Below are 24491 nucleotides of genomic sequence, written 5' to 3'. Positions count from 1 at the left end.
GGACGGTGGCGGGCTCCCGAGAGGGATGGGAGACGCAGGCCCCATCCGTTTCGACAACAGTCGGAGCCTGCGCCGCCGTCGTCAAGCACCGGCGGGTCTTGCGCCCCGGCGTGGACAGTCTATTGTCCTGGGAACGCAATCAGGATCAATCGGTTCCGGAGGCACGCCATGAGGCGTATCGCTGCCGACTCGTCGTTCGACGTAGCGTTCTGGATGCTCGACCGGGCGCTGGACGACAACGAATACCTCCAGCCGCAGAAGCTGCACCGGCTTCTGTATTTGGCGCAGGCGTACTTCGCCGTGGCTTCGCGGGGGCGCAAGCTGATGCCCGCGACCTTCGTGGCCGACCAGATGGGGCCGCTGGAGCCCACCATCTACCGCGCCTTCGAAAACGGCCGGCCCGACGTGGAAACGCGCCGGGTGCCCGACGACGCCAAGCAGCTTCTCGACAGCGTGTGGCGCAAGTTCGGCGCCCATTCCGCCGAGCACCTGACCAAGCTGACCAAGAACCACGCCCCTTACCGCGACGCCATCGCCGCCAACGGACCGGGCGAGGAAATCACGCTCAAGTCCATGATGGACTTCTACGGCCGCAAGGGCGCTGCCGACCGCAAGCCGGAGGCCGGTGCCGGTGAGGCGGGCGAGCCCGGCGCCGCCCCGGCGCTGACCGACGTTCTGCGCCCGCGCGTCATGCGCAGCCACAAGGGCCGGCCGGTGAACGTCCACAAGTGGATGCCGCGCTCGCTGGGCAGCGGCCGGACCGAGGAGTAGGGCCGATCACTCGTAGCGCCGCGGGAAATGGACCTCCACGCGGCGCTCCTGCCCGTCCTTGTAGTCGCCCCCGAAAGCGCCGTAGGCCTCGCCGACCGACACCGGCACCAGCACGCCCGCCGGAACGCCATAGTCGATGAGCAGCGCCCGCACCGCCTGCGCCCGCTTGAGCGCCAGGCGCTTGTTGTACTCCGGGTTGCCTTGGCGGTCCGCCTGACCGATGAGACAGACCTTGATCTGGTACTTGGCGTCATATGCGACGCGCTCCAGCTCCTTGCGGTGGTGGGCGGCGATCGTGGTCTTGCCGGTGTCGAAGTAGACAGTCGCCCGCGCCGTCTGGCCGCCGCGGGCGACGCGGTGGCAGTCCGGGTCCGCCGCACGGGCGTCGGGAACCGCAACGGCGGCGGAGGCGATGGTGGCAGCGAGGGCGAGGGAGCGGAACACCATGGGCATGACCTCTTCCGGGCGGTTTGATCGGAAGGGGTAATTTAGACCAAGGTGGTATGCGGGCGCTACTCCGCCTTCTTCTTCTCCATTCGGGCGCGGAGTTCCTCGCAATGATCGACCATGTCCAGCCGCGGCGTGAAGTACAGGATGTCGAACGGCGCGTTGAAGCTCTCCCCGCCCCAGGCCTCGGCATAGTCGGCGACCGTGGTCATGCCCTCGCGCACCTCCATGGGAGCGATCACCAGAATGTCCTCGGGCGCGACATCCATCTGGCGCAGGCGCAAGGGCACGCCGCGATCGGTGCGCGCGTGGCCGTTGCCCGTGATGAGAATGGCCTGATCGGTGCCGTCGGCCTCAAGCCCCTGCGCCATGGTCGCGGCCATGCGGGCGTCGCGGGCGCGCTGCACGGTGACCATGGGCGCAATGGCGTCTTCGGGCATGAGGTTGCAGTGGCCTTCGTCCACGTCGCGGGTCATGCCGGCCAGGATGGCGGGCTCGTCGGCCTCCAGCAGGCCCAGCCGGTTCACCTGGTCGTCGGGCAGGGAGTCCAGGCCCTGGCGGGCGATGTCGCGGATGGTGTCGCGCGCCAGGTTTCCGGCCAGGATGGGCAGCCCGTGCGCGACGGCGGTATCGGCCATGGGGCGGTAGTGCTCCCATGCCGGCCAGCCGGACTCCGCCCAGTTCACGGCCTCGCCCAGACCGGCGGCGTCGGCGGGAGCCCCGGCCAGGAAGGCGTCGATCTCGTCCTGCTCGTCGGCCTCGAACATCTCGTAGACGATGGCGGGCCGCCGGCTGCGCTCCACCACCTGTTCTGTCGCCCAGGCCTGGAGGTCGTGGTGGTCGGGGTTGTCGTGGCGCTCCCCCAGGATCAGGTAGCGCGCGTCGGCGGCGCGCGACAGTGCCTCTTCGGCCGACAGCGTCACGCCCGTGGAGGCCTCCACGAAGGTGCCGACCAGCGGGTGGTCCTGCAACAGCGGCGACTGCCAGGGCGCGCCCGGAGGATCGGCGGCCATGGCGGGGCCAACGGCAGAGGCGGCAAGCACCGCGGCGGCGGACAGGACGAGGTGTCGAAGCACGGCGGTCTCCCGAGGTCGAGGAAATCTCCAGCCGCTCATATGGATAGCACAAGGCCGGAAAACCACCGTCGGCTTTCCGGCCTTGTCGTCGGGTCTTGCAGGAGCGGCGGCCCGCCCTTCTAGACGAAATAGATGATCAGATAGATCAGCAGCAGCAGCACCACGCCGAACACCGCCGTGCTGGTCGCCCAGGTGCGCGCCAGCAGGCCGCCGGGGCCGTGGTGGGTCTCGACGAAGGTGACGAAACGGCGCAGGCCGCCCTGGAAGATGTCGAGCACGCTGCCGCCGGCGCGCACGCCGCGCATCCCGAACTCCGCGGCCAGGAAGGTGCCGAACCGGCGGTAGAACCAGTCGAAGTCCAGCGTGACGGTGCGCTTGGGCCGCAGCAGGGGCTTCAGCGCGAAGAACGCGAGCCCGGCGAACAGCAGGAGCTGAAGCTGGTGGACCACCTTGTAGACGCTGTAGGGGCTGTAGTCCGGCGGAACCGGCAGCAGGCCATAGAGCGCCGACGGCCAGATGCCGACGCCGATGCACAGCACGGCCGTCAGCACCATGGCGGCGGTCATGGTCGGCGGCGGGTCCTTGGGCGTCAGGCCGCTGTTGTTCTTGCCGAAGAAGATCAGCCACGGCCAGCGCAGGCCCAGGTAGACGAAGGTGGCCGCCGACGCCGTCTCCAGCGGGAACCACACCCAGGCCAGGTGTGCGTCGGCGGCGGCGGTGGTGATCAGCGACTTGCTGACATAGCCCGAGGTGGCCGGGAAGCCGGCGATGGCAAAGGCGCCGATGATGCCGCAGATGGCGGTGATGGGCATGGTCTTCGCCAGCCCGCCCAGGTCGGTGGCCTTGCGGATGCCGGTCTGGTAGAGCACCGCGCCGGCCGACATCAGCAGCAGCGCCTTGTAGATGATGTGTGCGAAGGCATGGGCCGCCGCGCCGTTCAGGGCCATCTCCGTGCCGATGCCCGCGGCGACCAGCATGAAGCCGACCTGGTTGACGATGGAATACGCCAGGATGCGGCGAATGTCGTTGTCCAGCAGCGCGTAGATGATGCCGTAGACGATCATCGCCAGGCCGATCCACGTCAGCAGCGCCACGCCCGGGAACAGCACCAGCACCACGTAGACGGCGGTCTTGGTGGTGAACGCGGACAGGAACACCGTGCCCGACCACGAGGCTTCGGGATAGGCGTCGCCCACCCAGGCCCACAGCGGCGGCGCGCCGGCGTTGACCAGCACGCCGGCCAGCATGAGCCACGTCGCGACGTCGGCTGGGGCCATGGCCTCCAGCTCCAGCGAGCCGGTCTCCATCACCCAGGCGGCGATGCCCGCCATGAGCAGCACGCCGCCCAGCAGGTGGATGAACAGGTAGCGCATGCCCGCGGCGAAGGAGCCCTCGGTCCGGTTGGCCCAGATGACGGTCGCCGAGGCGATGGCCATGACCTCCCAGAAGACGAACAGCGTCACCAGGTCGCCGGCAAAGCAGACACCGACGGCGCCGCCGGCGTAGATGAAGGCGGCGGCCAGTTCCATGACGCTGTCGCGCTTCATGGCATAGAGGCCGCCCAGGAAGGCCATGATGGCGAAGATGGTGGCGAACAGGCGCGATAGGGCGCCGCCCTCCACGATGTCCAGCCGGTAGTCCAGGAAGGCCGCCGACATCACCACGGCGTCCGGCACCTGCCAGACGGCCCACAGGGTCACGAGCGGGGCCAGCGGCAGGATCACGGCGCGGGCAGCGGGTGCGCCGCGCAGCAGGGCCAGCAGGAGCCCGCCGATCATGAGGATGACGCCGGGCGGCACCAGGGCGCTAATCTGCGTCATAGTACGTGTCCGTCCGCTTCAGGAAGATGCCGGCGATCTTGGCGACGATCACCACGAACAGGCCGCTCAGGAGGCCGTAGGCGGCGTGGAAACCGAAGATGCCGTCGACGCCGAAGTGCGGCTTGAAGTCAATTACGGCATCCGCGCCCACCAGCACGGCCAGCACGACAGCGGCGCCGATCAGCCAGGGCAGGGGCGGCAGCGACAGGCCGCCGCTGTCCTCCTGCCCTGGGCTCTTGCGCGGGCCGGTGGTTTCGGGCGTCTTGCTCATGGCGTGGCCTCGATCATCTGGCGCGCCAGGTCCAGCGGCATTTCGGCGAAGAAGAACAGCGCCACGGTGCCCGCCGCCGTCAGGGTCAGGGCGACGACCGAGGGCCAGGGCGCCTCGCCGTGGTTGCTGTAGTCGTGGTTGTGGTGCGTGTGGGCGTGCCCGTCCGCGTGCACGGGCTTTTCCGGCTTGAAGAAGGCCGCATAGACGATGGGCAGGAAGTAGGCGGCGTTCAGCAGCGTCGACAGCGTGATGACGCCGACGGCGAACCACGCCTGCACGTCATAGGCGCCCAGCAGCATGTACCACTTGGAGATGAAGCCGGCGGTCGGCGGCACGCCGATCATGGACAGGGCCCCGACGGCGAAGGCGCCCATGGTCCAGGGCATGCGCCGGCCGATGCCGTCCAGCTGGCTTACATAGTCCTTGTGGGCGGCGGTGTGGATGGCGCCGGCGGCGAAGAACAGCGTGATCTTGCCCAGCGCGTGGGCGGCGATGTGCAGGGCCGCGCCCACCAGCGACAACGGCGCCAGGATGGCCGCGGCCATGGTCACGTAGGACAGCTGGCTGACGGTGGAATACGCCAGCCGGCGCTTCAGGTTGTCCTGCCGCATGGCGATCAGCGAGGCGACGACGATGGTCCCGCCCGCCACGTACAGCAGCCACTCGGCGCTGGGGGTGGCGGCCAGGTTCTCCCAGCCGAAGACGTAGACGATCACCTTGATGACCGAGAACACGCCCGCCTTCACCACCGCCACGGCATGCAGCAGGGCCGAGACCGGCGTCGGCGCCACCATGGCCGCCGGCAGCCAGCGGTGGATGGGCATGAGCGCCGCCTTGCCGATGCCGAACATGAACAGGAACAGCAGCAGCCCGACTTCCGGCCCCACGATCTCCTGCCCCAGGATGCCGCCGGGGGTGAACTCGGTGGTGCCGGTCGCCCACCACGTCCAGATTATGGCCGTCAGCAGCAGCCCGATCGAGGTGGCGATCAGGATGCCCAAGTACGTGCGCCCGCCCTGGCGCGCCTTGGCGGAGCCCGCGTGGGTGACCAGCGGATAGGTCGCCAGCGTCAGCGCCTCGTAGAAGACGAACAACGTGAACAGGTTGGCCGAGAACGCCACGCCGATGGTGGCGGCGATGGACACGGCGAAGAACAGGTAGAAGCGCGTCTGGTGCTTCTCGTGGTTGCCGCGCATGTAGCCGATGGAATAGGCCGAGGCGATGATCCACAACCCCGAGGCCACCAGCGCGAACAACATGCCCAGCGGCTCGACCCGGAAGGCCAGCTCGATGCCGGGCACGATCTCGAAGAAGCTCGCCTCCGGCCGGCCGCCGGCCAACACCTCGGGCGCCAGGCCCCAGACCTGCCAGATCAGGGCGGCCGCCGTCAGGATCGTCACGCCTTCACGCGCGTTGGGCTGACGGTTGGCGAGCAGGATCCCGACGCCGCCAATCAGCGGCGTCACCAGCATCCAGAGCAGCGGGTTCATAGCAGGCCTCCCGCCCGGAACAGCGCTTCGGCGGCCCACTGCGCGGCGCCGTAGGAGTAGCTGGTATCAAGGCCGAACCAGATGTTGGCGAGCGCCAAGCCCCACAGAGGCGCGAGCAGGCTCATGGGGGCCTCGCGCACGGCCGGCGCCCCGTGCGGGCGGGGCCGCAGGTAGGCGGCTTCCACCACCCGCCAAACGTAGACCACGGCCAGCAGGCTCGACAGCACGATGAGTACGGCCAGCCACCAGCGGCCGTCCTGGAAGCTTGCGAGCATGAGGTACCACTTGGAAATGAAGCCGGCGGTCAGCGGCACGCCGATCAGGCTCAGCCCCCCGACGACGAAGGCGCCCATGGTCAGCGGCATCTGGCGGGCGATGCCCTCCATGTCGCGGATGTTGACCGACTTCAGGCGGTAGAACACCGCGCCCAGCGCCAGGAACAGGCACGCCTTCATCAGTGCGTGGTTGAACAGGTGAAGCAGCCCCGCCGCCATGCCGGCGGCCGAAATCAGCGCCACGCCCAGCACCATGTATCCGATCTGCGCGACCGAGGAATAGGCCAGGCTGCGCTTGAGGTCGGCCTGCCAGATGGCCACGGCCGAGCCCGAGAACATGGCGGCGATGGCAGTCACCAGCAGCACCTCGGCCACCGGAATGCCCTCGGTCAGGTAGCTGGCGCCGAAGACGGTGAAGAACAGCCGGATCAGGACGTAAAGCGCCACCTTGGTGGCCGTCGACGCCAGGAAGGCCGACACCACCGACGGCGCATAGGAGTAGGCATCCGGCAGCCACTTGTGCAACGGGAACAGGGCCAGTTTCAGCGCCACCCCGACGGTGATGAAGGCCAGTGCGACCTCAAGCGTGCGGTAACCGGCGGCCTGGGGCAGCAGGCGCGACAGGTCGGCCATGTTCAGGGTGCCGGTCAGGGAGTACACGAGGCCGACGCCGATGACGTAGAAGGTCGCGCCCACCGTGCCCAGGATCAGGTAGTGATAGGCCGCCGTCAGCGCCCGCCGGCCGCGCCCCAGTGCGATCATGGCGTAGCTGGAAAGCGCCGAAATCTCCAGGAAGACGAACAGGTTGAAGGCGTCGCCCGTGATCACCATGCCCAGCAGGCCCGTCAGGCACAGCAGGTAGCAGGTATAGAACAGGTAGATGCGGGCGTGCTCGATCTCGGCCTCGATGGAGCGCCGGGCGAACAGCATGACCGCCGCGCCCATGGCCGAGATGATGACCAGCATGTAGGCCGCCAGGGCGTCGACGCGGTATTCGATGCCCCAGGGCGCGGCCCAGTTGCCGATGGCGTAGGAGAACGGGCCGTCGGTCTGTACCTGCCACAGCAGGCCGAGCGAAATTACGAAATCGGTCAGCGACACCAGCGTCGCGAAACCCCAGGCCAGCCCGGGGCGGCGAAGCATGATGCAAATGGGGGCGGCGAGCAGGGGAATGACGACCTGGAGGGCGGCGAGGTGGGGCAGAAGGGTCACGACGGATGACCCTCCGCGATCTCTTCCGGCGTCGGCCCGCGCAGGCGGTCCCGCTCGGCCTTGTCCTCGGCCTGGTCCATGTCGATGATCTCGTCCTCTTCCATGGTCCCGTAGCTTTCCTTGATGCGCACCACCAGCGCCAGGCCCAGCGACGTGGTCGCCACCCCGACCACGATGGCGGTCAGGATCAGCACGCTCGTCAGCGGGTTGGTGTAAAGCACCTGGGCGTCGGGGCGCGCCTCGGCGGCCTCGCTGACAAGGATGGGCGCGGTGCCGCCCATGACGTTGCCGACGCTGATGTAGAGCAGAAAGACGCTTGTCTGAAAGATGTTCAGACCCACCAGCTTCTTGACCAGGTTGCCGCGCGCGATCACCACGTAGAACCCGATCATCATCAAAATGATGACGATCCAGTAGTTGTAGTGGTCGATGATGATTTGGAGCAGGTTGTCCATCACTTGCGCCCCGCGAACGTGAAGAACAGCACGATCATGACCGAGGCCACGGTGATGCCCACGCCCCCTTCCACCAGCAGGATGCCGATGTGCTGGCCGGCCTTGGGGTCTGCGGCCAACACGTTGTAGTCGAGGAAGGCGCCGCCCAACAGGATGCCGACCACACCCGTGCCGCCATAAAGCAGCACGCCGAAGGCGGTCAGGAAACGCAGCATCCACATGGGTGCCACGCGCCGTGCGGTCTCGACGCCGAACATCAGGGCATAGAGGATGAACGCCACGGCCAGGATGACGCCGGCCTGGAAGCCGCCGCCCGGCCCGTAGTCACCGTGGAACTGAACATAGAGCGCGAACAGCATGATCGGGGCGATCAGCAGCTTGGAGACGGCGCGCAGGATGGGGTGACGGTGCATCATTGCAGATCGCTCTCCCGTTCCTCGCCCGTGACGCCGCGCCGCCGGGCGCGGCCGAGCAGCACCAGCACGGCGACGGCGGCGGTGAACACCACCACGGTCTCGCCCAGGGTGTCATAGCCGCGATAGCTGGCCAGCACGCTGGTCACGATGTTGGGAATGCCGATCTCGCGGCCCGAGACGTCCACGTACCGCTCGGTCACCGTGCTGGTCTGCACGGGGTTGTCGGCGTCGCCGAAGGCGGGCAGGTCATAGGTACCGTAGGCCAGCGCGATGCCGGTGACGATGACGATCCCCAGGGCGGCGAAGTGGTGGCGGCGCAGGGCCGGCTTCTGCACGCGGCCCACCAGCGCGAGCGTGCCCAGCATGAGCACCGTGGAAATGCCCGCGCCCACGGCGGCCTCGGTGAAGGCGACGTCGGGGGCGTCCATCACCATGAACAGCGCTGCCGACAGCAGGCTGTATATGCCCGACATCATCACCACGCCGAACAGGCTGTTCATGCGCGCCATGGCGACGGCCGTGATCATCAGGAACAGGAACAGAAAAACGTCGATGACAAGCGTCATGCGCGCGACTCCTCGTCCCGGATGGACTGGCGCGCGGCCTCGTCGGCGGCGATGTCCAGCGCATCCTGGTCATCGGGCAGGTCCACCTCGGTGGGGGCCAGGGTGCCGTCGTCGCGGGCCTGCAGCGCCGTCCGCGTATCGGTGAGCGCGGCGGCAGCCAGCGCGTGGGTGGAGACGGGGCTGGTGAACAGCAGGAAGAACAGCGTCAGCACCAGCTTCGCGGTCACCAGCGTCAGTCCGCCCTGGATCATCAGGCCGCCCAAAATGAGGATGGCGCCCATCGTGTCGGTCAGCGAGGCCGCGTGCATCCGGGTATAGATGTCGGGCATGCGCAGGATGCCCAGCCCGCCGATCAGCGAGAAGGCGGCGCCGCCCAGAAGCATGGCCCAGGACAGGCCGTCGCGCAGAAGCTCCCAGTCCATGGCGGTCACACCTCGCCCACGTCGTCGATGCCGGAGGACGGGCCGCCCAGGCTCCGGTAGCGGAAGAACTTCAGGACCGCGATGACGCCGACGAAGTTGATCAGCGTGTAGGCCAGCGCGATGTCGCCCCACTCCGGCCGGTTGGTCAGAAAGCCCAGCACGGCGATCAGCAGCACCGTCTTGGTCCCCACCATGTTGGCCGCCAGGATGCGGTCCCACACGCTGGGGCCCTTCACGGCGCGCGCGATGGCCATGGCAATGGTTGCCAGGATGGCGGCGGCGGCGGCGATGAACATCAGCAGGAGCCCTCCAACTTGCAGACGCGGCGGTCCATCTCGTCGTCATTCAGCAGCCCGTCCGCGCCGGAGCGGGTCAGGGCATGCACGACGATGGTGTGGTCTTCCATGTGGACCGACATGGTGCCGGGCGTCAGCGTGATGGAATTGGCGAAGATCACGCGGCCGAACTCGGTCTTCTGGCTGGCCGGTACCCGCACGACGGTGGGGCTGATGGGCAGCCGCGGGTCGAGGATGATTTTGGCCACGTCCACGTTGCTCTTCACGATTTCCCACAGCAGCCAGGGCCAGAAGACCGTGCCCCGAAGGCTGAGATGGACGGGAAAGGCTTCGTGGTCGATGGCGTCCATGCGGTGGACGATCCACACGATGAAGGCACAGGATATCGCGCCCAGCGTCATCAGCAGGCCCGTGTAATGGCCTGACAGCACGAGCCAGAGCAGATACATCACCAAGCCGAGACCGACGGCGTGAAACACGAAGGAAGGCTCCCGGAAACGCATGTGGCGGCGCCCCGCCGGACGCCGTGGATACCCTTCGATCATCAACGCGACCGAAAGGCGAGAGAGCCGAAAATAGAATCCCAAGCGTCCGGGTCAAAGAAAAAAAGCCGGCGGGGTCGGTTGAACCCCGCCGGCCTGCACCCAGCACGGATGTTCCTGGGCGGCCTTTACCGCCGCGTCGGTGCGACAGCGTAGTCTGATACCGGCGGCACGCTGTCGATCATGCCCTGCGCCTTAAGGTATTCGGCGAACCGGTCGTATCGGCCGACGTCCAGGGCGGCCGGCGTCAGGGCGAAGCGGGGCAGGGTGTCGCCCCAGGCGCGGCGGTTCAACTCGTCGTCCAGGTCCGGGTAGGCCTGGATGAACAGCTCCCAGCTTTCGTCGGGATGGTTGATCAGGTATTGGGTGCCGCGCTCGATGGCGTCCACCAGCCGGGCGAAGACGGGCTCGGCGGCGCGCTCGGCGTTGGCGAGCAGGATCAGCTCGTCATAGGGGGGCACGCCGTGTTCCTCGGGATAGAAGGCGCGGCCGGAGGCGCCCTCGATGGCCAGTTGGTTCAGCTCGAAATTGCGGAAGGCACCGATCACGGCATCCACCTGGCCCGACAGCAGCGCCGGCGACAGGGCGAAGTTGACGTTGACCAGCGTCACGTCGTCCAGGCTCAGGCCCACGGAATCGAGCATGGTGCCGAGCAGCGCGTCCTCAAACCCGCCGACGGAGAAGCCCACCGTCTTCCCCTTCAGGTCGGCGAGCGTCTCGATGCCGCTGTCCTGCAGCGTCACCAGCGAGTTCAGCGGCGTCGCCACCAGGGTGCCGATGCGCTTGAGCGGCAGGCCCTCGGCCGCCTGCAGGTGGAGCTGCGGCTGGTAGCCGACGGCCACGTCCGCCTTGCCGGCGGCGACCAGCTTGGGCGGGTCGTTGGGGTCGGCCGGGGCGACCAGCTCCACCTCCAGCCCCTCATCGGCGAAGTAGCCCTTCTTCTGGGCAACCACCAGCGGCGCGTGGTCGGGATTGACGAACCAGTCCAGCAGCAGGGTCAGCTTCTGCGGCGCCTGCTGGTCCTGGGCGGCGGCGGGCGCGGCGGCCCCGAGCATCAGGCCCGCGGCGGCGCAGGCGGCGGCCGCGAACCGGGTGAGACGGCGGTTGAACATGCGCTGAAAAACTCCGTGAAAACAAATGGTTGATAATCGGTCTTCAAGATGTGCGACCATCGTCCGGCACCCAGGGCAGGGCCCGGCGCAGCAGGACGTCGACGGCGGTGTAAAGGGCGACGGCGAACACGGCGAGCACGAACAGGGCGGCGAACATCATGGGCACCTGCATGCGGGCGTTGGCCTGCAGCATGAGGTATCCGAGGCCGGCAGACGATCCCACCCACTCGCCCACAACGGCGCCGATGGGCGCCACCGCCGTCGCCACCCGCAGGCCCGAGGCAAACGCCGGCAGGGCGGCGGGCAGGCGGATGTGGCGGAGCGTCGCAAAGCGCCCGCCGCCCATCACCCGCGCCAGGTCCATCCATCCCGGATCGGTGCGGCGCAGGCCGTCGAAGAAGGCGGCGGTGACGGGGAAGTAGATGATCAGCGTCGCCATGGCGACCTTGCTGCCCAGCCCGTATCCCAGCCACAGCACCAGCAGCGGCGCGATGGCGAAGACCGGGATGGCCTGGCTGACCACCAGCACCGGCATCAGCCACCGCCGCACGGGACGGAAGCTCGCCAGCAGAAGGGCCGTGCCGACGCCCAGAACACAGCCGAGGCCGAGGCCGAGCAGGATTTCCGCGAAGGTCACCCCCGCGTGCTCCAGGATCTGTACGTGGCGCTCCACCAGCACCTCCAGCGTCTGGGCCGGAGAGGGCAGGAGGAAGCGGCGCTCGCCGGTCAGGTGGAAGGCGATCTGCCAAAGCCCCAGCAGCACGGCGACGGTCACCACCGTGCGGCCCAGGCGCTGGAGGCCGTCGCGGCTCATGACGGCACCTCGGCGTCGGCGGCTTCCAGGCGGGCCAGCAGGTCGGCGTGCAGGGCCAGCAGCGCCGGGTCGGTCGCCTTGCGCGGCGGCGGCCCCTCGGGGGTCAGCGGCGCGTCCAGGCGGGCGGGACGGCCGGACAGCACGTGAACCCGGTGGCCCAGGCGCAGGGCCTCCAGCGGGTCGTGGGTGACCAGCAGCACGGTCCGCCCTTCCAGCGCGCGCGCCGCCAGATCCTGCAGGCGCAAGCGGCTGACGGCATCGAGCGCTGAGAACGGCTCGTCCATGAGGATCACCGGCCGGTCCTCCATGAGGGTGCGGGCCAGCGCCGCCCTCTGGCGCATGCCGCCCGACAGTTCGGCCGGGCGCTTGTCCGCCGCCTCGTGCAGGCCGACGGCCTGGAGCAGATCGCGGGCGCGGCGGGTGTCGGGCTTTTCGCCGCGCAGGCGGGCGCCCAGCATGACGTTCTCCAGGACGGTCGCCCAGGGCAGCAGAAGGTCGGTCTGCGCCATGTAGGCTACGCGTCCCTCCAGGCTTTGCCCGGTGCCGCAGGTCACGCGGCTGTCGGCATGCGGCGGGGCAAGGCCGGCGATCAGGCGCAGCAGCGTCGACTTGCCGACGCCGCTCGGCCCCAGCAGGCATGTCCAGCGGCCGGCCGGCATGGTGAAGTCCAGGGCGTCGAACAGCGGCACGCCGTGCCAGTCCAGGCGCGCGGCATGGACCCGCACCTCGGGCGCGGTGTCGGCGGATGACGGCTTGGTGAAGGGCAGGGCGCCTGACCGGGCGCTGTCGTCGGGTGTCATACGTCCTCACACGTCCCTACGCCGGTGCTAACCGGATCAGGTTCCAGCGGATGCTAGGGGTCGTCTCCCGAGGACGGAGACCTCTCAGCCGGATACGCCGGCTCCCCCCGGTGGTGGCATGACTATGGGTGTCCGCACGGGCCCGGTCAAGTGGCGGCGCTTGGCGGCGGTGGCGCTGGGTTGTAAGGTCGGGAGCGGACTGGAAAAAAGAAGAAACGCCGCGCAGGCTGCCACGCGGCGTTTCCGTCTTTCCCCGTCCGGCCGGTGAAAGGGGCTAACTTTCCGGCCGGGTCGGTCACACGCGCCGGGAAGGGTGAGGACCCTCTGGCGGTTGGTCTTCGGCCGGTGGCGGCGCCGTCGCGGAGGTGAGGATGATCGGCGTCCCATCGACAAGACCCACTATAGCAAGTTCGCGTCCCGATTGCCATAGTAGACGCTGTAAAAGCACCGTGACGAGGCCGTGTCATCTCCAAGAGTCCTCGCCCATCTTTCAAGTAACGTCCAAGGAAACCACTCTCGCGCCGACACGGAGGCGCGCTCAAGGAGACCTGCCCATGGCCCGTACCCGCCTTCCGCGCGCCCTTGCCGCCGTTCTTGTGGTTGCTGCCGGGCTGCTGCCGGCCGGCTGTTCGCAGGCTGCCGAGCCGCAGGCGCTGCCGACAGAGCCGGTGGTGGTGGAGACCCTTGACGGGCCGGTGACCTTCACCACCGAGATCGCGGACGACCACGGGGAGCGGGCCATCGGCCTCATGTACCGCGACCACCTGCCGCGCGACCGGGCCATGCTGTTCCAGTACGAACGCCCGTCGCAGATCCGCATGTGGATGCGCAACACGCTGATCCCGCTGGACATGCTGTTCATGGACCGGCGCGGCGAAATCGTCCACATCGAGCGCCAGGCCCAGCCCCACGACGAGACACCGCGCGGACCAGACGGCCTGGCGGTCGGCGTCCTGGAAATCGGCGGCGGACTGGCGCGGGAGATGGGCATAGAAAAAGGGATGACGGTGCGTCATCCCTTCTTCGAGAACACCCAGGGGCGGTAACGCCCTCACTTGGCGAACAGTTGGTCCATGTCCTTGAAGGTCTTGAACTCCAGGGCATTGCCGAAGGGGTCCAGGAAGAACATGGTGCCCTGCTCGCCGACCTTGCCCTTGAAGCGGATGTAGGGCTCGATCTCGAACTTGACGCCGGCTTCCTTCAACCGGGCGGCCAGGGCCTCCCAGTCCGCCCAGGGCAGGACGACGCCGAAGTGCGGCACAGGCACGGCGTGGCCGTCCACCGGATTGTGGTGGGCGCGGCCGGTATCGGGCGCCAGGTGGGCGACGATCTGGTGGCCGAACAGGCTGAAGTCGATCCACTCGTCGCTGGAGCGGCCCTCGGGGCAGCCCATGAGCTCGCCGTAAAAGCGGCGCGCCTCGTCCAAGTCGGTGACGGGGAAGGCGAGGTGGAAGGGGGTGACGGCGGTCATCGGTCTCAGGCCTCTTTCAGGGCTGTGGGGACGTTCCTCCGCCTTGTAACGCGGGGCGGCGGGCGGGCGAAAGAGCCACTGTGAACGGTCGTGCCGTTTCCACCGTTTCGGGCACGGTTGTTCACCAGTCACCCCGGTTCAGGGACCAGCAGACCCGCATGACGGAAAAAGCCGATAAGCAGCGGTCGCCCCAGGCGGAAACCGCTGAGGTCGAGCGTGTCACGGCCGACACCCACCGCAGCGAGCGCCCGGAGTGGACGTCGGAGCGCGCCTTCATCCTTTCGACGGCGGCGGCCGGTGTCGGGCTCGGCAACCTGTGGCGCTTCCCCTACATCCTGGGCGACAACGGCGGCGGCGCCTTCCTCGTGGCCTACCTGATCGCCATGGTCTGCGTCGGGGTGCCGTTCGCCGCCCTGGAGATCGCCGCCGGCCGGCTGGCGCACGGCAGTTCGGTCACCACCTACGCCCGCATCTCGCGCCTTGCCGGCATCTATGGCTGGGGGGTGGTGTTGCTGACGCTGGTGATCAACAGCTACTATTTTGTCGTCACCGGCTGGACGGCCGCCTACGCCGGCCATTCGCTGGCCGGTGGCGCGCCCGATTTTTCCACCTTTACCCAGGGCTACGGATCGCTGTGGTTCCTGCTCGCAGTGACGGCCGGCGTCGGCGTGGTGCTCGCCGCGGGCCTGGCGGGGATCGAGCGGTTCACTAAGGTGCTGGTGCCGATCCTGGTGGCGACCGTGCTCGGGCTTGCCGTCTACGGTTTGAGCAACGGCACCGCCGGAGAGACGGTGAGCTTCCTGTTCAGGCCGGACATGGGCCATCTGGGCCGGCTGGACATATGGGCGGCGGCCTTCGGGCAGGCCTTCTACTCGCTGACCATCGGCCAGGGTTACCTGATCACCTACGGCAGTTATCTGCCGCGCGGGGTCCGGGTGGTGAGGTCGGTGGGCGCCATCGCCGGCATCAACGTGATGGTTGCCCTGCTGGCGGGCCTGATGATCTTCCCGCTGGTGTTCCGTTTCGACCTTGACCCCGCGGCGGGCTCCGACCTTGCCTTCAAGGTGCTGCCCCAGGCCTTCGACCAGATGAGCGCCGGGGCGTGGGTGGCGCCGCTGTTCTTCGGCCTGTTCTTCTTCGCGGCGTTCTCCAGCTGCATCGCCGGGGCCAAGGTGGTGGTCGCCGCCCTGAGCGACCGCTGGGGCCTCGGCAACCGGAGCGCCGTCGGGCTGGGCATGGCCGCCATTGCCGTGCTGGGCGTGCCGTCCGCGCTGAGCTACGCCGCACCCGGCTGGCAGGTCCGCGGGCAGCCGGTGCTGGACGCCGTGGACAGCATCGCCGGCTCGGGCGTGGTCGTTGTGTCCGGCCTGGTGGGGGCGGCGCTGCTGGCGTGGACGCTCTCGGGCAAGCGCTGGGCGACAGTCATGGAGCGCACGCCGCCGAAGGTGTCCCGCGCCGCCGTGACCATCGGCCGCTGGGCGCCGCTGCCGGTCGGCCTGCTGCTGGCGGCAAGCTGGGCGACGGGCTGACAGCGGCAGACGGGACGGCGGACATGGAAAAGGCGGCGGTGCACCGGGCTCCGCCGCCTTGTCTGTCGCTCCCGGACGCCGGGGGCGGGATCTACCAGCTGCGCACGCGGCCGGTGTCGACGTGGATGAACCCGCTACGGGGGTAGTCGCCGACGCCGCCGCGCTTGAGCCGCAGCGCGGCCTTGTGCAGGTCCATGAGGTCGACGCCGTCCATGGAGACGTCGATGGCCATGCCGCGCATGTGGTAGCTCTTCCGCGCCACGCCGTTGCTCTTGGCCGCGAGCGTCGCGTTGGTCTTGGGCGAGCGGTAGCCGGAAATGATGTTGAAGGTGCCCATGGGGCGGTCGACGCTGGCGGCCAGGTCCGTCAGCAGGTCCATCAATTCGCGGTCCATCTCGTAGATGTCGCCGGTGCGGTGATCGCGCAGGATATGGTTGATTTCGCCCAGCGCGTCGGGAAGGTAGTGCCCTTCCTCGCGGTAGGTGACGTCCAGCATTTCGCCCGTGTGAAGGTTCTTGAACTTCAGACGGCCGACATCCGCGGGAATGCGCGGAACGGCGGCGATGGCGGGGGTGGACAGGGCGGGCAGTACAGCGGTGGCGGCGGCGGCGCCCACAAGGCCGGTGAGCACGCGTCGGCGGCTCATGTCCGGCCGGGCCGCCTGGGCGGTCCGGAATCGGAACATTGGGTCCCTCTCTGCTCTCTCTCGTCTCTCAGCGCCTGGGCCGCCTTGTTGTGCGGCGGCCTCTGACTGCGACAGAGTATGAGGGCCCCGGAGTTTCGATCAAGTAAACATTGCACTTGAAGAAGCCGAAACGGCGCCTTCACCTGCTAGTCCTGTGGGTCTTGCGGCTTGAGCGCGATAAGTTGGCGTCCTTCTTCTTGCAGGCGTTGCAGAACCTCGGTGTCATTTCCATAAACATCGCGACGAACATGCAGCCGGCCGGCGTCGTCACGCCAGACCGTGCGGTAGGTGACGCGCACGTCGACCGGCTCGGGCAGCTGGATGGTCATGGTGCGGCCGGTGTCCAGCTTCGCGCGGATGCTCCGGTATGCCGGTCCGGCGACGAACTGCAGCAGCCGGTCGTAATCCTCCACCCGCATGCAGCCGTGGCTGAAGGAACGGTGCGGCCGGGCGAACAGGCTCTTGGCCGGGGTGTCATGCATGTAGATGGCGAAGTCGTTGTTCAGCGAGAACCGCACGACACCCAGCGCGTTGCCCGGCCCCGACCGTTCCACGAAGCGGTAGGGCATGGTGCGGCCGTTGACGTTCCACCAGTCCACGGAGAAGGGGTCGACAACGCCCGCGCTGCGGCTCCAGGAGGCATAGATTTTCATGTTCTCGCCGAAAACGTAACCCGGGTCGGCGCGCAGCTGCGGCAGGATTTCCTCGGCGGCGATGGAGCGGGGCACCGTCCAGGTGGGGTTCAGCACCACGTCGTCCATGTAGTCGGTGAACAGCGGCGTCTTGTTCTTCTTGGTGCCGACGACGACCTTCATGGACAGCGCCGCCTCGCCGTTGTCGTAGGCGGTCAGCGTGTAGTCGGGGACGTTGACCTCCACGAACTTGCCGATGACGGGCGGCGCCGGGTCCCACCGCAGGCGCTCCAGGTTGGCGACGGTCTGGTCGATGCGCTGGCCGATGGGCACGTTCAGCGTGCGCAGCGTGTCCGGCCCGAGAACGCCGTCCACCGCAATGCCGTGACGCTGCTGGAAGCGCTCCACCGCGCCGGCGAGCGTCGTGTCGTAGAGGGTTTCACCGGTCGATGCGGCCGTCGGGTCCAGGTCGCCGTGCAGCACCAGCGAGGCGCGCAGAAGCGGCACCCGGTGATCCACGTCGCCCTCGCGCAGGGTCTGTCCGTCGGGCACGTGCGGCCAGCCGCCGGTGGCGTCGCGCAACTGCCGCAGGTCGGCCAGCGCCCGCATCAGGCGCGGATACTGCGGGTGGTCGGGCATCATGTCGGCCAGCTTTGCCGCCGTGTCCGGCGCCGCCAGGGCTTCGACGAGCAGGGCGGCGGCGGCCTGCGGTGCATCCGGCATGCCGTGGGGGTAGCGGTGGCCGGGGCGCTGGGCGGCGGGAATGCGGCCGCCCGTCACGTCCCGCAGGTAGTGCAGGACGCCGCGCGTCAGCGCCACGTCGGCCCGGTCGGTGGGCGGTGCCTGGATCAGCGCCGCACCCTCGGCCGGAACATAGTCGGCGGGGCGCAGGCCGTGGCGGTCGGCGTCCTGGAGCAGCTTGAGCGCGGCGGCGGCGGCCGGCTTCCAGCCGGATGCATCGTGCCACACCGGCGCGTCCAGGCGCTGGGCATAGAAGGTGCGCACCGCCTCATGTGCGTCGGTCAGCGCCGGCGCGACGGTGGGGCGGTCGGGCGCGAGCAGGGGCGAGGCGGCACTCAGCCCGGTGGTCTCGGCCACGCCGGCATTGGCAGGCGCTTCGGCCAGCACGGGCATGGCGGGCGCAACACCGATCAGCAGGGCGACGGCGGCGGCGCGGGAAAGAGATATGGCGGGCATGAGGCGCCTCCGTGGTCGAACGAGGTAGCTGCGTAACGGTCCTGCATGTGCATGCGCTCACACATTATGGCAGAGCCGGCCGTCGCAGTGCACACGATCCCGATCAAATCGTCGTGAATTGTGTATGATGGAAAGATCGTGCGCACCACTCATGGAGGCCTCTTGGCCGACGACGGACGACTGCTGCCCCCCGCCGACCGTATCCAGCCGCTGGACACCCTGCCGGTCCCCGATTGGGCGGAGGCCGAGGGCTGGGCGCGGCAGGTGCTGGGTTGGCTGACGGAGCACATCCTGACGGCGGCGGTGGCCTGGCAGGTCATCATCGCCGGCGCGGCCTGGCTGGTGGCGACCGTGCTGGCCAAGCTGCTGCGCCACCCGGCGGAGCGGCTGGTGGTGCGGCTCAAGCGCATCCGGCCTCTGCAACGGCTTGCCTGGACGCTGACCAAGCAGCTGCGGCTGTTGATCTTCGTGCTTCTCATCTCGTTTGCCGGCCGGGCCATCGTGGTTTTCGCGCCGGTGGACTACGCCCGTGCGCTGGGCGTCCTGTCGAGCCTTCTGACCGCCTGGATCGTCATCCGCGTCGCCACGTCCATCCTGCGCACGCGCCTGGCGCGGCGCGGTGTGTCGGTGGTGGTGTGGACGGTGGCGGCGCTGGACATCACCGGGCTCTATGGCGCGGCGGTGACGGTGCTGGACGCCATCGCCATCCAGGCCGGCGAGTTCCGTCTGTCGGCCTTGCTGTTCGTGCAGGCGACGCTGTGGCTGGGCGTACTGCTGTGGGCGGCGACGCTGCTGGTGAAGGTGGTGGACCGGCGCCTTCAGACCGTCACCGACCTCAGCCCTTCGGCGCGCGTCCTGATCGGCAAACTGCTGCGGTTCGGCCTGATCGCCCTGGCTGTGGTGATGGCGCTGACCGCCGTCGGCGTCGACATGACGGCGCTGGCCGTGTTCTCGGGCGCCCTTGGCCTGGGCATCGGCATCGGCCTGCAGCGGGTGGTGGCGAACCTGTTGTCGGGCGTGTTCCTGCTCATGGACCGCAGCGTCAAGCCCGGCGACGTGATCGAGGTGGAGGGCACCTTCGGCTGGGTGGTCAGCATGCAGGCGCGGTTCGTCTCGCTGGTCACCCGCGACCGCAAGGAAATCCTCATCCCCAACGAGGATTTCATCACCAACCGCGTGGTCAACTGGTCGCACACCGACAACTACGTGCGGCTGGAGGTGCCCTTTTCCGTCACCTACGACGCCGATCCGCACCGCGTCCGCGCGCTGGCGGTGGAGGCGGCGGCCAAGCCCGGCCGGGTGGTGGAGAAGCCTGCGCCGGTGTGCCACCTGACCGCCTTCGGCGACGACGGGCTGGAGTTCATCCTGCGTTTCTGGATCGAGGACGCGCCGGGCGGCGTGGTCAACGTGACCGGCCAGGTTCTGCTGGCGGTGTGGGACGCCTTCAAGGCCGAAGGCATCCAGGTTCCGTACCCGCACCGTGACATCAAGCTGCGCGAGCCCGTTCGGGTTGTCATGGAACCGGCCGACACCGCCGGGACACAGCACGGTTCCTGATGGTTCACCCGAAGGGTCTTGCGGGCGGGGGGCGGGGCTGCTAATCCGTTGCCCCCGATCGGAACCGGCCCGAGGCGACCGCCCGCCATGACGACCGCATACCTGGACCGCCTGTCCCAACAGCTCGACGCCCTGGCGGCGGCGGGCCGGCGGCGCGTGACGCGGCCGGTGGCGGCAGCCGATGCCGCCCATGTGGAACGCGACGGCCGGGTGCTGCTCAACGTGTCTTCCAACGACTACCTGGGCCTGTCGCGCCACCCGCTGCTGATCGAGCGGGCGCGGTCCTGGGCCGAAACGATGGGCGTGGGCGCCACTGCCTCGCGCCTGGTCTGCGGCACGCTGGAGGCCCATGCGGCGGTGGAGGACAAGCTGGCCGCCTTCAAGGGCACCGAGGCCGCGCTGGTGCTCAATTCCGGCTATCAGGCCAACGAGGCCATGCTGGCTGCGCTGCTGATGCCCGACGTCGCCGGCAAGGCGCCGCTGGTTTTCGTCGACCGGCTGGCCCATGCCTCCATGCACGAGGGGCTGAAGGCCGCCGGCGTGCGGCAGATCCGCTTCCGCCACAACGACATGGCGCACCTGGAAGACCTGCTGCGCAAGCGCGAGGGGGAGCCCGGTCCGCGCTTCATCGTCACCGAAAGCGTCTTCAGCATGGACGGCGACCGTGCCGACCTGCCTGCCCTCTGCGACCTGGCGGAGCGGTTCGGCGCCTTTCTTTATGTGGACGAAGCCCATGCCACCGGCGTGCTGGGACCGCATGGCAGGGGGCTGACGTGCGATCCGGCGGTGGCGGGCCGCATCCACATGGTCATGGGCACCTTCGGCAAGGCGCTGGGCGGGTTCGGGGCCTATGCGGCGTGCTCGTCCACCGTGCGGGACTGGCTGGTGAACAAGGCCGGTGGGTTCATCTACTCCACCGCCCTGCCGCCGACGGTGCTGGGCGCCATCGACGCCGCGCTCGACCTTGTGCCGACGCTGGAGGCCGAGCGCGCCCGGCTCCACGCCAACGCCGATCGTCTGCGGGCGGTCCTGAGCGCCCGGGGCCTGGACTGCTGTGGTTCGACCACGCAAATTGTCCCAGCCGTGCTGGGGACGGAGGACGCCGCGCTGTCGGCCATGGCGGCGCTGGAAACGGCCGGCGTTCTGGCCGTCGCCATCCGTCCGCCCACCGTGCCCGCCGGGGCGAGCCGCCTGCGCTTCGCCCTCTCCGCCGCCCACTCCGACGCCGACATGGACCAACTGATATCGGCCGTTGAGGCGTTGGCATGACGTCGATCCTGCTGGTTCACGGCTGGGGCTTCGACGCCGCCACATGGGATGCCGTCCGCGCCCGGCTGCCGGCGGACGCCGTGGTTCACACGGTGGAGTTCGGCTTTCTCGGTGCCGCGCCCCGCCTGGATGTTCCGGAGGCGGTGGACGTGGCTGTCGGGCATTCCATGGGCCTTCTCTGGCTGCTGACGGAGCGCCCGTGCCGCTGGGACCGGCTGGTGTCCGTCAACGGTTTTCCCCGCTTTGCCGCCGCGCCGGACTTTCCCGAAGGCGTGCCGCCGCGCATGGTGGAGCGCATGAGGCGCCGCCTGGAGACCACGCCCAAGGCGGTGCTCGACGAGTTCCGCGCCCGTTGCGGCGCCGGCCCCGCCGGGGCTGCGCCGCATTCCGAACGGCTCGCCCGGGGGCTGGACCTTCTGCGCGACGGGGACGGCCGCCCGGCGCCGGCGGGCACGGTCGCGCTGGCGGGCGACGCCGATCCCATCGTTCCGCCCGCCATGGCCCGCGCCGCTTTTTCCTTCGACGGGGTTGGAATGGTCGCCGGAGGTGGCCATCTACTGCCCCTCAGTCACCCGGCGGAGGTCGCCGCCGTCATCCTGGAGGCCCGTCCTGTCCATGAGTAGCTGGAAGCAGCGCGTCGCCGCGCGCTTCGATGCCGCTGCCGCGGCCGAAACCTACGATGCCGCTGCCCGCGTGCAGCGCCTGATCGCCGAGGACCTGGCGGTGCGCGTCTCGGGCCTCGGCCTGCCCGATCATCCGCGTGTGCTGGAGGTCGGCTGCGGCACCGGGTTTCTCACCGCCGCCCTGGTCGAGCGCCTGCCGGAGCCGCACCTGACGGCGACGGACATCGCGCCCGCCATGGTCCGCGCAACGGCCCGGCTGGAGCTGCCGGACGTTTCCACCCACGTCATGGACGGCGAGAACCCGGACGCGCCAACGGAGCGGTTCGACCTGGTCTGCACCAGCCTCGCCGCGCAATGGTTCGCCGATCTGCCGGGAGCGGTGGAGAAGCTGATGCGCTGCGTGAAGCCGGGCGGCTATCTCGCACTGGCAACGTTGGGCGCCGACACCTTCCATGAATGGCGCGCGGCGGCCCGGGAAACCGGTATCGACCCCTTCGACCGGGGCTATCCCACCGCCGGACGCCTGGCGGAGATGATGGGCGAGGGTGCGGGCGTTGACGAGCTTTCGCCCGTGGTGTCCAGCCCCTCGGGCCATGCCTTCCTGCGCGACCTGAAATCCATCGGCGCCCACACCCGGGCCGAGGGCCAGGAGCCGCTGACGGCCGGGCAGCTCCGCCGCATCCTGCGCCGGCTGGAGGCCGTCGACGGGCAGGTCTATTCCACCTATCACGTTCTGTTCGGCATTCGCCGCAAGACGCCCCACGGCGGGGAGGGCGCGTGATGCGCGGCGTTTTCGTCACCGGCACCGACACCGACGTCGGCAAGACCGTCGCCTCGGCCTGCCTCGTCCGGGCGCTGAACGCCGATTACTGGAAACCCGTGCAGAGCGGCACCGACGACCTGCCCGAGGGCGACGCCGGCACCGTGGCGGCGCTGGCGGACATCGGACCGGACCGCATCGTGCCCACCGCGCTCGCCTACAAGGCCGCTCTCAGCCCCGATCAGGCGGCGATGCTGGAAGGCGCCTCCATCGACCTTGAGGCCGTCTCCACCCTGCCTGAGCGTGACCGCCCGGTAGTGGTGGAGGGCGCGGGCGGTGTGCTGGTGCCGCTGACGGGGACCGCGACCATGCTCGACCTGATGCAGCGCCTGGCGCTTCCGGTGGTGGTGGTGGCGCGGTCCGGCCTCGGCACCATCAACCACACGCTTCTGACGCTGGAGGCGCTGGACCGGCGCAAGCTGGAGGTGGCGGGCGTGATCCTGGTCGGCCCGCCCAAGCCCATGAACCGCGACGCCATCATCCGTCTCGGCGGCCGCCCCATCCTGGGGGAGCTGCCCCATGTCGACCCGCTGACGCCCCAGGCGGTGGCGGATCTTTCCAACCTTCTGACCCTGGAGGCCCTGTCCCGATGACCCCCGAGGATCTCAAGCGCCTGGACCGCGCCCACGTCTGGCACCCCTTCACCCAGGCGCAGACCGCGCCCGACCCCGTCATGATCCGCTCCGCCAAGGGCGCGGTCCTGGTGGAGGAGAGCGGCCGCGAGGTGCTGGACATGATTTCCTCGTGGTGGGTCAACCTGCACGGCCATTCGCATCCCGTCGTGGCCGAGGCCATTGCCGAGCAGGCGCGGACCCTGGAACACGTCATCTTCGCCGGCCACACGCACGAGCCCGCCATCCGCATCTCGGCGAGCCTGGCGGAAATTCTTCCCGGCGGGCTGAACAAGGTGTTCTTCAGCGACAACGGATCGACCGCCGTGGAAGTCGCGATGAAGGCCGCCAGCCAGTACTTCCTGAACAAGGGCGATGTCGACCGTCGGCGGTTCATCGCGTTCGACGGCGGCTATCACGGCGACACGGTGGGCGCCATGTCGGCCGGCGTCTCCAGCAACTTCTTCGATGCCTGGCGGGAGATGCTGTTCCCCGTCGACATCCTGCCCGTGCCCACCACGTGGATCGGCGACGACACCATCGAGGCCAAGGAGGCCGAGGCCCTGACGGCGCTGGACGCCCACCTTGAGGCTCACGGCGGCGAGACGGTCGCCTGCATCATCGAGCCCTTGGTGCAGGGCGCGTCGGGCATGCGGATGCACCGGCCGGAATTCCTGCGGGCGATGGTCGCGCGCATGAAGGCGGCCGGCGTGCTGGTGATCCTGGATGAGGTGATGACCGGCTTCGGCCGCATGGGCAGCGTCTTCTCCTGCCTGGAAGCCGGCGTCGAGCCTGATTTCATCTGCCTGTCCAAGGGCCTGACGGCGGGCTTCCTGCCCATGTCGGTGACGGTGACCACCGATGCCGTGCACGATGCCTTCCTGGACGACAGCATCGGCCGCGCCTTCCTGCACGGCCACAGCTTCACCGCAAACCCGCTGGGTTGTGCGGCAGCCAACGCCAGCCTTGAGTTGCTGCTGGCCGACGAGTGCACGGCCGCGCGCAAGCGGATCAATGCCTTCCACGCCGCGCGGCTGGAGGAACTTGGCCGCCACCCGCTGGTGGAGCGCACGCGCCTTCAGGGCACCATCGCCGCCTTTGACGTCAAGGTACTCGAGGGGCAGGGCGGATACGCCTCGTCCGTGGGGCCGAAGCTGAAGGAAAGCTTCATCCGCGACGGGCTGCTCATTCGCCCCTTGGGCAATGTGGTCTATCTCTTGCCACCGTATTGCGTCAGCGATGATCAGTTGACCCGCGCCTACGAGGGCATTAATCGTGCGCTCGACTCCTTGTCCTCCTGACCTTGCCGGAG

27 protein-coding genes are annotated in these 24491 nt (G+C 68.9%); 9 read left to right on the top strand and 18 right to left on the bottom strand.

Going from position 1 to position 24491, the window contains the following annotated elements; translation table 11 throughout:
- The first annotated feature begins 168 nt into the window (after positions 1-168).
- Positions 169-771: a Panacea domain-containing protein gene (locus tag C882_RS09430; protein ID WP_009540358.1), complete on the top strand. Its 603-nt coding sequence runs from the start codon at positions 169-171 to the stop codon at positions 769-771.
- A gap of 6 nt (positions 772-777) precedes the next feature.
- Here C882_RS09430 and C882_RS23115 read toward each other — a convergent pair whose 3' ends face one another.
- The 15 genes from C882_RS23115 to C882_RS09355 all read right to left on the bottom strand — a co-directional run bounded on the left by C882_RS23115 (position 778) and on the right by C882_RS09355 (position 12785).
- Positions 778-1218, bottom strand: coding sequence for an OmpA family protein (locus C882_RS23115; RefSeq protein WP_160166780.1), 441 nt, complete (start codon positions 1216-1218; stop codon positions 778-780).
- A gap of 65 nt (positions 1219-1283) precedes the next feature.
- Complete coding sequence (locus tag C882_RS09420) at positions 1284-2294, bottom strand: ChaN family lipoprotein (protein ID WP_009540356.1); 1011 nt, start codon at positions 2292-2294, stop codon at positions 1284-1286.
- Between the two features lie 119 nt (positions 2295-2413).
- Positions 2414-4114: a Na(+)/H(+) antiporter subunit D gene (locus tag C882_RS09415; RefSeq protein ID WP_009540355.1), complete on the bottom strand. Its 1701-nt coding sequence runs from the start codon at positions 4112-4114 to the stop codon at positions 2414-2416.
- On the bottom strand, positions 4101-4385 hold the full coding sequence (locus C882_RS09410; protein ID WP_009540354.1) for a hypothetical protein: 285 nt from the start codon (positions 4383-4385) through the stop codon (positions 4101-4103). The genes C882_RS09415 and C882_RS09410 overlap by 14 nt, the downstream gene beginning before the upstream one ends.
- Positions 4382-5875, bottom strand: coding sequence for a monovalent cation/H+ antiporter subunit D family protein (locus C882_RS09405; protein ID WP_009540353.1), 1494 nt, complete (start codon positions 5873-5875; stop codon positions 4382-4384). The genes C882_RS09410 and C882_RS09405 overlap by 4 nt, the downstream gene beginning before the upstream one ends.
- The gene (locus C882_RS09400; protein WP_009540352.1) at positions 5872-7362 is read right to left on the bottom strand and encodes a monovalent cation/H+ antiporter subunit D family protein; all 1491 of its coding nucleotides are present in this window, start codon (positions 7360-7362) and stop codon (positions 5872-5874) included. The genes C882_RS09405 and C882_RS09400 overlap by 4 nt, the downstream gene beginning before the upstream one ends.
- Positions 7359-7817 carry a cation:proton antiporter subunit C gene (locus C882_RS09395; RefSeq protein ID WP_009540351.1) on the bottom strand — a complete coding sequence of 153 codons (459 nt, stop codon included), beginning with the start codon at positions 7815-7817 and terminating at the stop codon, positions 7359-7361. The genes C882_RS09400 and C882_RS09395 overlap by 4 nt, the downstream gene beginning before the upstream one ends.
- Positions 7817-8233 (bottom strand): Na(+)/H(+) antiporter subunit B, encoded by a 417-nt coding sequence (locus C882_RS09390; RefSeq protein ID WP_009540350.1) that lies wholly within the window; start codon positions 8231-8233, stop codon positions 7817-7819. The genes C882_RS09395 and C882_RS09390 overlap by 1 nt, the downstream gene beginning before the upstream one ends.
- Entirely contained in the window at positions 8230-8799 is a 570-nt protein-coding gene (locus C882_RS09385) for a DUF4040 domain-containing protein (protein WP_009540349.1), read from the bottom strand. Before C882_RS09385 ends, C882_RS09390 begins: the two co-directional genes overlap by 4 nt.
- Complete coding sequence (gene mnhG, locus C882_RS09380; RefSeq protein ID WP_083875756.1) at positions 8796-9221, bottom strand: monovalent cation/H(+) antiporter subunit G; 426 nt, start codon at positions 9219-9221, stop codon at positions 8796-8798. The genes C882_RS09385 and mnhG overlap by 4 nt, the downstream gene beginning before the upstream one ends.
- 5 nt (positions 9222-9226) lie before the next feature.
- Complete coding sequence (locus C882_RS09375) at positions 9227-9517, bottom strand: monovalent cation/H+ antiporter complex subunit F (RefSeq protein ID WP_009540347.1); 291 nt, start codon at positions 9515-9517, stop codon at positions 9227-9229.
- The gene (locus C882_RS09370) at positions 9517-9996 is read right to left on the bottom strand and encodes a Na+/H+ antiporter subunit E (RefSeq protein ID WP_009540346.1); all 480 of its coding nucleotides are present in this window, start codon (positions 9994-9996) and stop codon (positions 9517-9519) included. Before C882_RS09370 ends, C882_RS09375 begins: the two co-directional genes overlap by 1 nt.
- A gap of 191 nt (positions 9997-10187) precedes the next feature.
- A complete protein-coding gene (locus C882_RS09365; protein ID WP_043644490.1) occupies positions 10188-11171 on the bottom strand; it encodes an ABC transporter substrate-binding protein in 984 nt (327 codons plus the stop codon).
- Between the two features lie 43 nt (positions 11172-11214).
- Complete coding sequence (locus tag C882_RS09360; RefSeq protein ID WP_009540344.1) at positions 11215-11985, bottom strand: ABC transporter permease; 771 nt, start codon at positions 11983-11985, stop codon at positions 11215-11217.
- Positions 11982-12785, bottom strand: coding sequence for an ABC transporter ATP-binding protein (locus tag C882_RS09355; RefSeq protein ID WP_009540343.1), 804 nt, complete (start codon positions 12783-12785; stop codon positions 11982-11984). Before C882_RS09355 ends, C882_RS09360 begins: the two co-directional genes overlap by 4 nt.
- Before the next feature lie 554 nt (positions 12786-13339).
- On the opposite strand from C882_RS09355, the gene C882_RS09350 reads away from it, so the two are divergent.
- On the top strand, positions 13340-13831 hold the full coding sequence (locus C882_RS09350; protein ID WP_009540342.1) for a DUF192 domain-containing protein: 492 nt from the start codon (positions 13340-13342) through the stop codon (positions 13829-13831).
- 5 nt (positions 13832-13836) lie between these two features.
- On the opposite strand, the gene C882_RS09345 is transcribed toward C882_RS09350, so the two are convergent.
- Complete coding sequence (locus C882_RS09345) at positions 13837-14256, bottom strand: VOC family protein (RefSeq protein WP_009540341.1); 420 nt, start codon at positions 14254-14256, stop codon at positions 13837-13839.
- Between the two features lie 158 nt (positions 14257-14414).
- Here C882_RS09345 and C882_RS09340 point away from each other — a divergent pair, with 158 nt between their 5' ends.
- Positions 14415-15785 (top strand): sodium-dependent transporter, encoded by a 1371-nt coding sequence (locus C882_RS09340; protein ID WP_052000097.1) that lies wholly within the window; start codon positions 14415-14417, stop codon positions 15783-15785.
- A gap of 91 nt (positions 15786-15876) precedes the next feature.
- Here C882_RS09340 and C882_RS09335 read toward each other — a convergent pair whose 3' ends face one another.
- A complete protein-coding gene (locus C882_RS09335) occupies positions 15877-16431 on the bottom strand; it encodes a DUF882 domain-containing protein (protein WP_201448354.1) in 555 nt (184 codons plus the stop codon).
- 185 nt (positions 16432-16616) lie between these two features.
- Complete coding sequence (locus tag C882_RS23110; protein WP_009540338.1) at positions 16617-18299, bottom strand: L,D-transpeptidase family protein; 1683 nt, start codon at positions 18297-18299, stop codon at positions 16617-16619.
- Positions 18300-18461: 162 nt separating this feature from the next.
- On the opposite strand from C882_RS23110, the gene C882_RS09325 reads away from it, so the two are divergent.
- The 6 genes from C882_RS09325 to bioA all read left to right on the top strand — a co-directional run bounded on the left by C882_RS09325 (position 18462) and on the right by bioA (position 24480).
- A complete protein-coding gene (locus C882_RS09325; RefSeq protein WP_009540337.1) occupies positions 18462-19856 on the top strand; it encodes a mechanosensitive ion channel family protein in 1395 nt (464 codons plus the stop codon).
- An 87-nt stretch (positions 19857-19943) separates the two neighbouring features.
- Positions 19944-21125, top strand: coding sequence for an 8-amino-7-oxononanoate synthase (gene bioF, locus C882_RS09320; protein ID WP_009540336.1), 1182 nt, complete (start codon positions 19944-19946; stop codon positions 21123-21125).
- On the top strand, positions 21122-21748 hold the full coding sequence (locus C882_RS09315; protein ID WP_009540335.1) for an alpha/beta fold hydrolase: 627 nt from the start codon (positions 21122-21124) through the stop codon (positions 21746-21748). Before bioF ends, C882_RS09315 begins: the two co-directional genes overlap by 4 nt.
- The gene (locus C882_RS09310; protein ID WP_009540334.1) at positions 21741-22529 is read left to right on the top strand and encodes a methyltransferase domain-containing protein; all 789 of its coding nucleotides are present in this window, start codon (positions 21741-21743) and stop codon (positions 22527-22529) included. Before C882_RS09315 ends, C882_RS09310 begins: the two co-directional genes overlap by 8 nt.
- Entirely contained in the window at positions 22529-23161 is a 633-nt protein-coding gene (bioD, locus tag C882_RS09305; protein WP_009540333.1) for a dethiobiotin synthase, read from the top strand. The genes C882_RS09310 and bioD overlap by 1 nt, the downstream gene beginning before the upstream one ends.
- A complete protein-coding gene (gene bioA / locus C882_RS09300) occupies positions 23158-24480 on the top strand; it encodes an adenosylmethionine--8-amino-7-oxononanoate transaminase (RefSeq protein ID WP_009540332.1) in 1323 nt (440 codons plus the stop codon). The genes bioD and bioA overlap by 4 nt, the downstream gene beginning before the upstream one ends.
- Positions 24481-24491 lie beyond the last annotated feature (11 nt).

This window comes from Caenispirillum salinarum AK4 (assembly GCF_000315795.1).
GTDB classification, from domain to species: Bacteria; Pseudomonadota; Alphaproteobacteria; order Rhodospirillales; family Rhodospirillaceae; genus Caenispirillum; species Caenispirillum salinarum.
The sequence above is the reverse complement of the archived record's forward strand: the minus strand, read 5'-3'. Positions and strand labels throughout refer to the sequence as shown.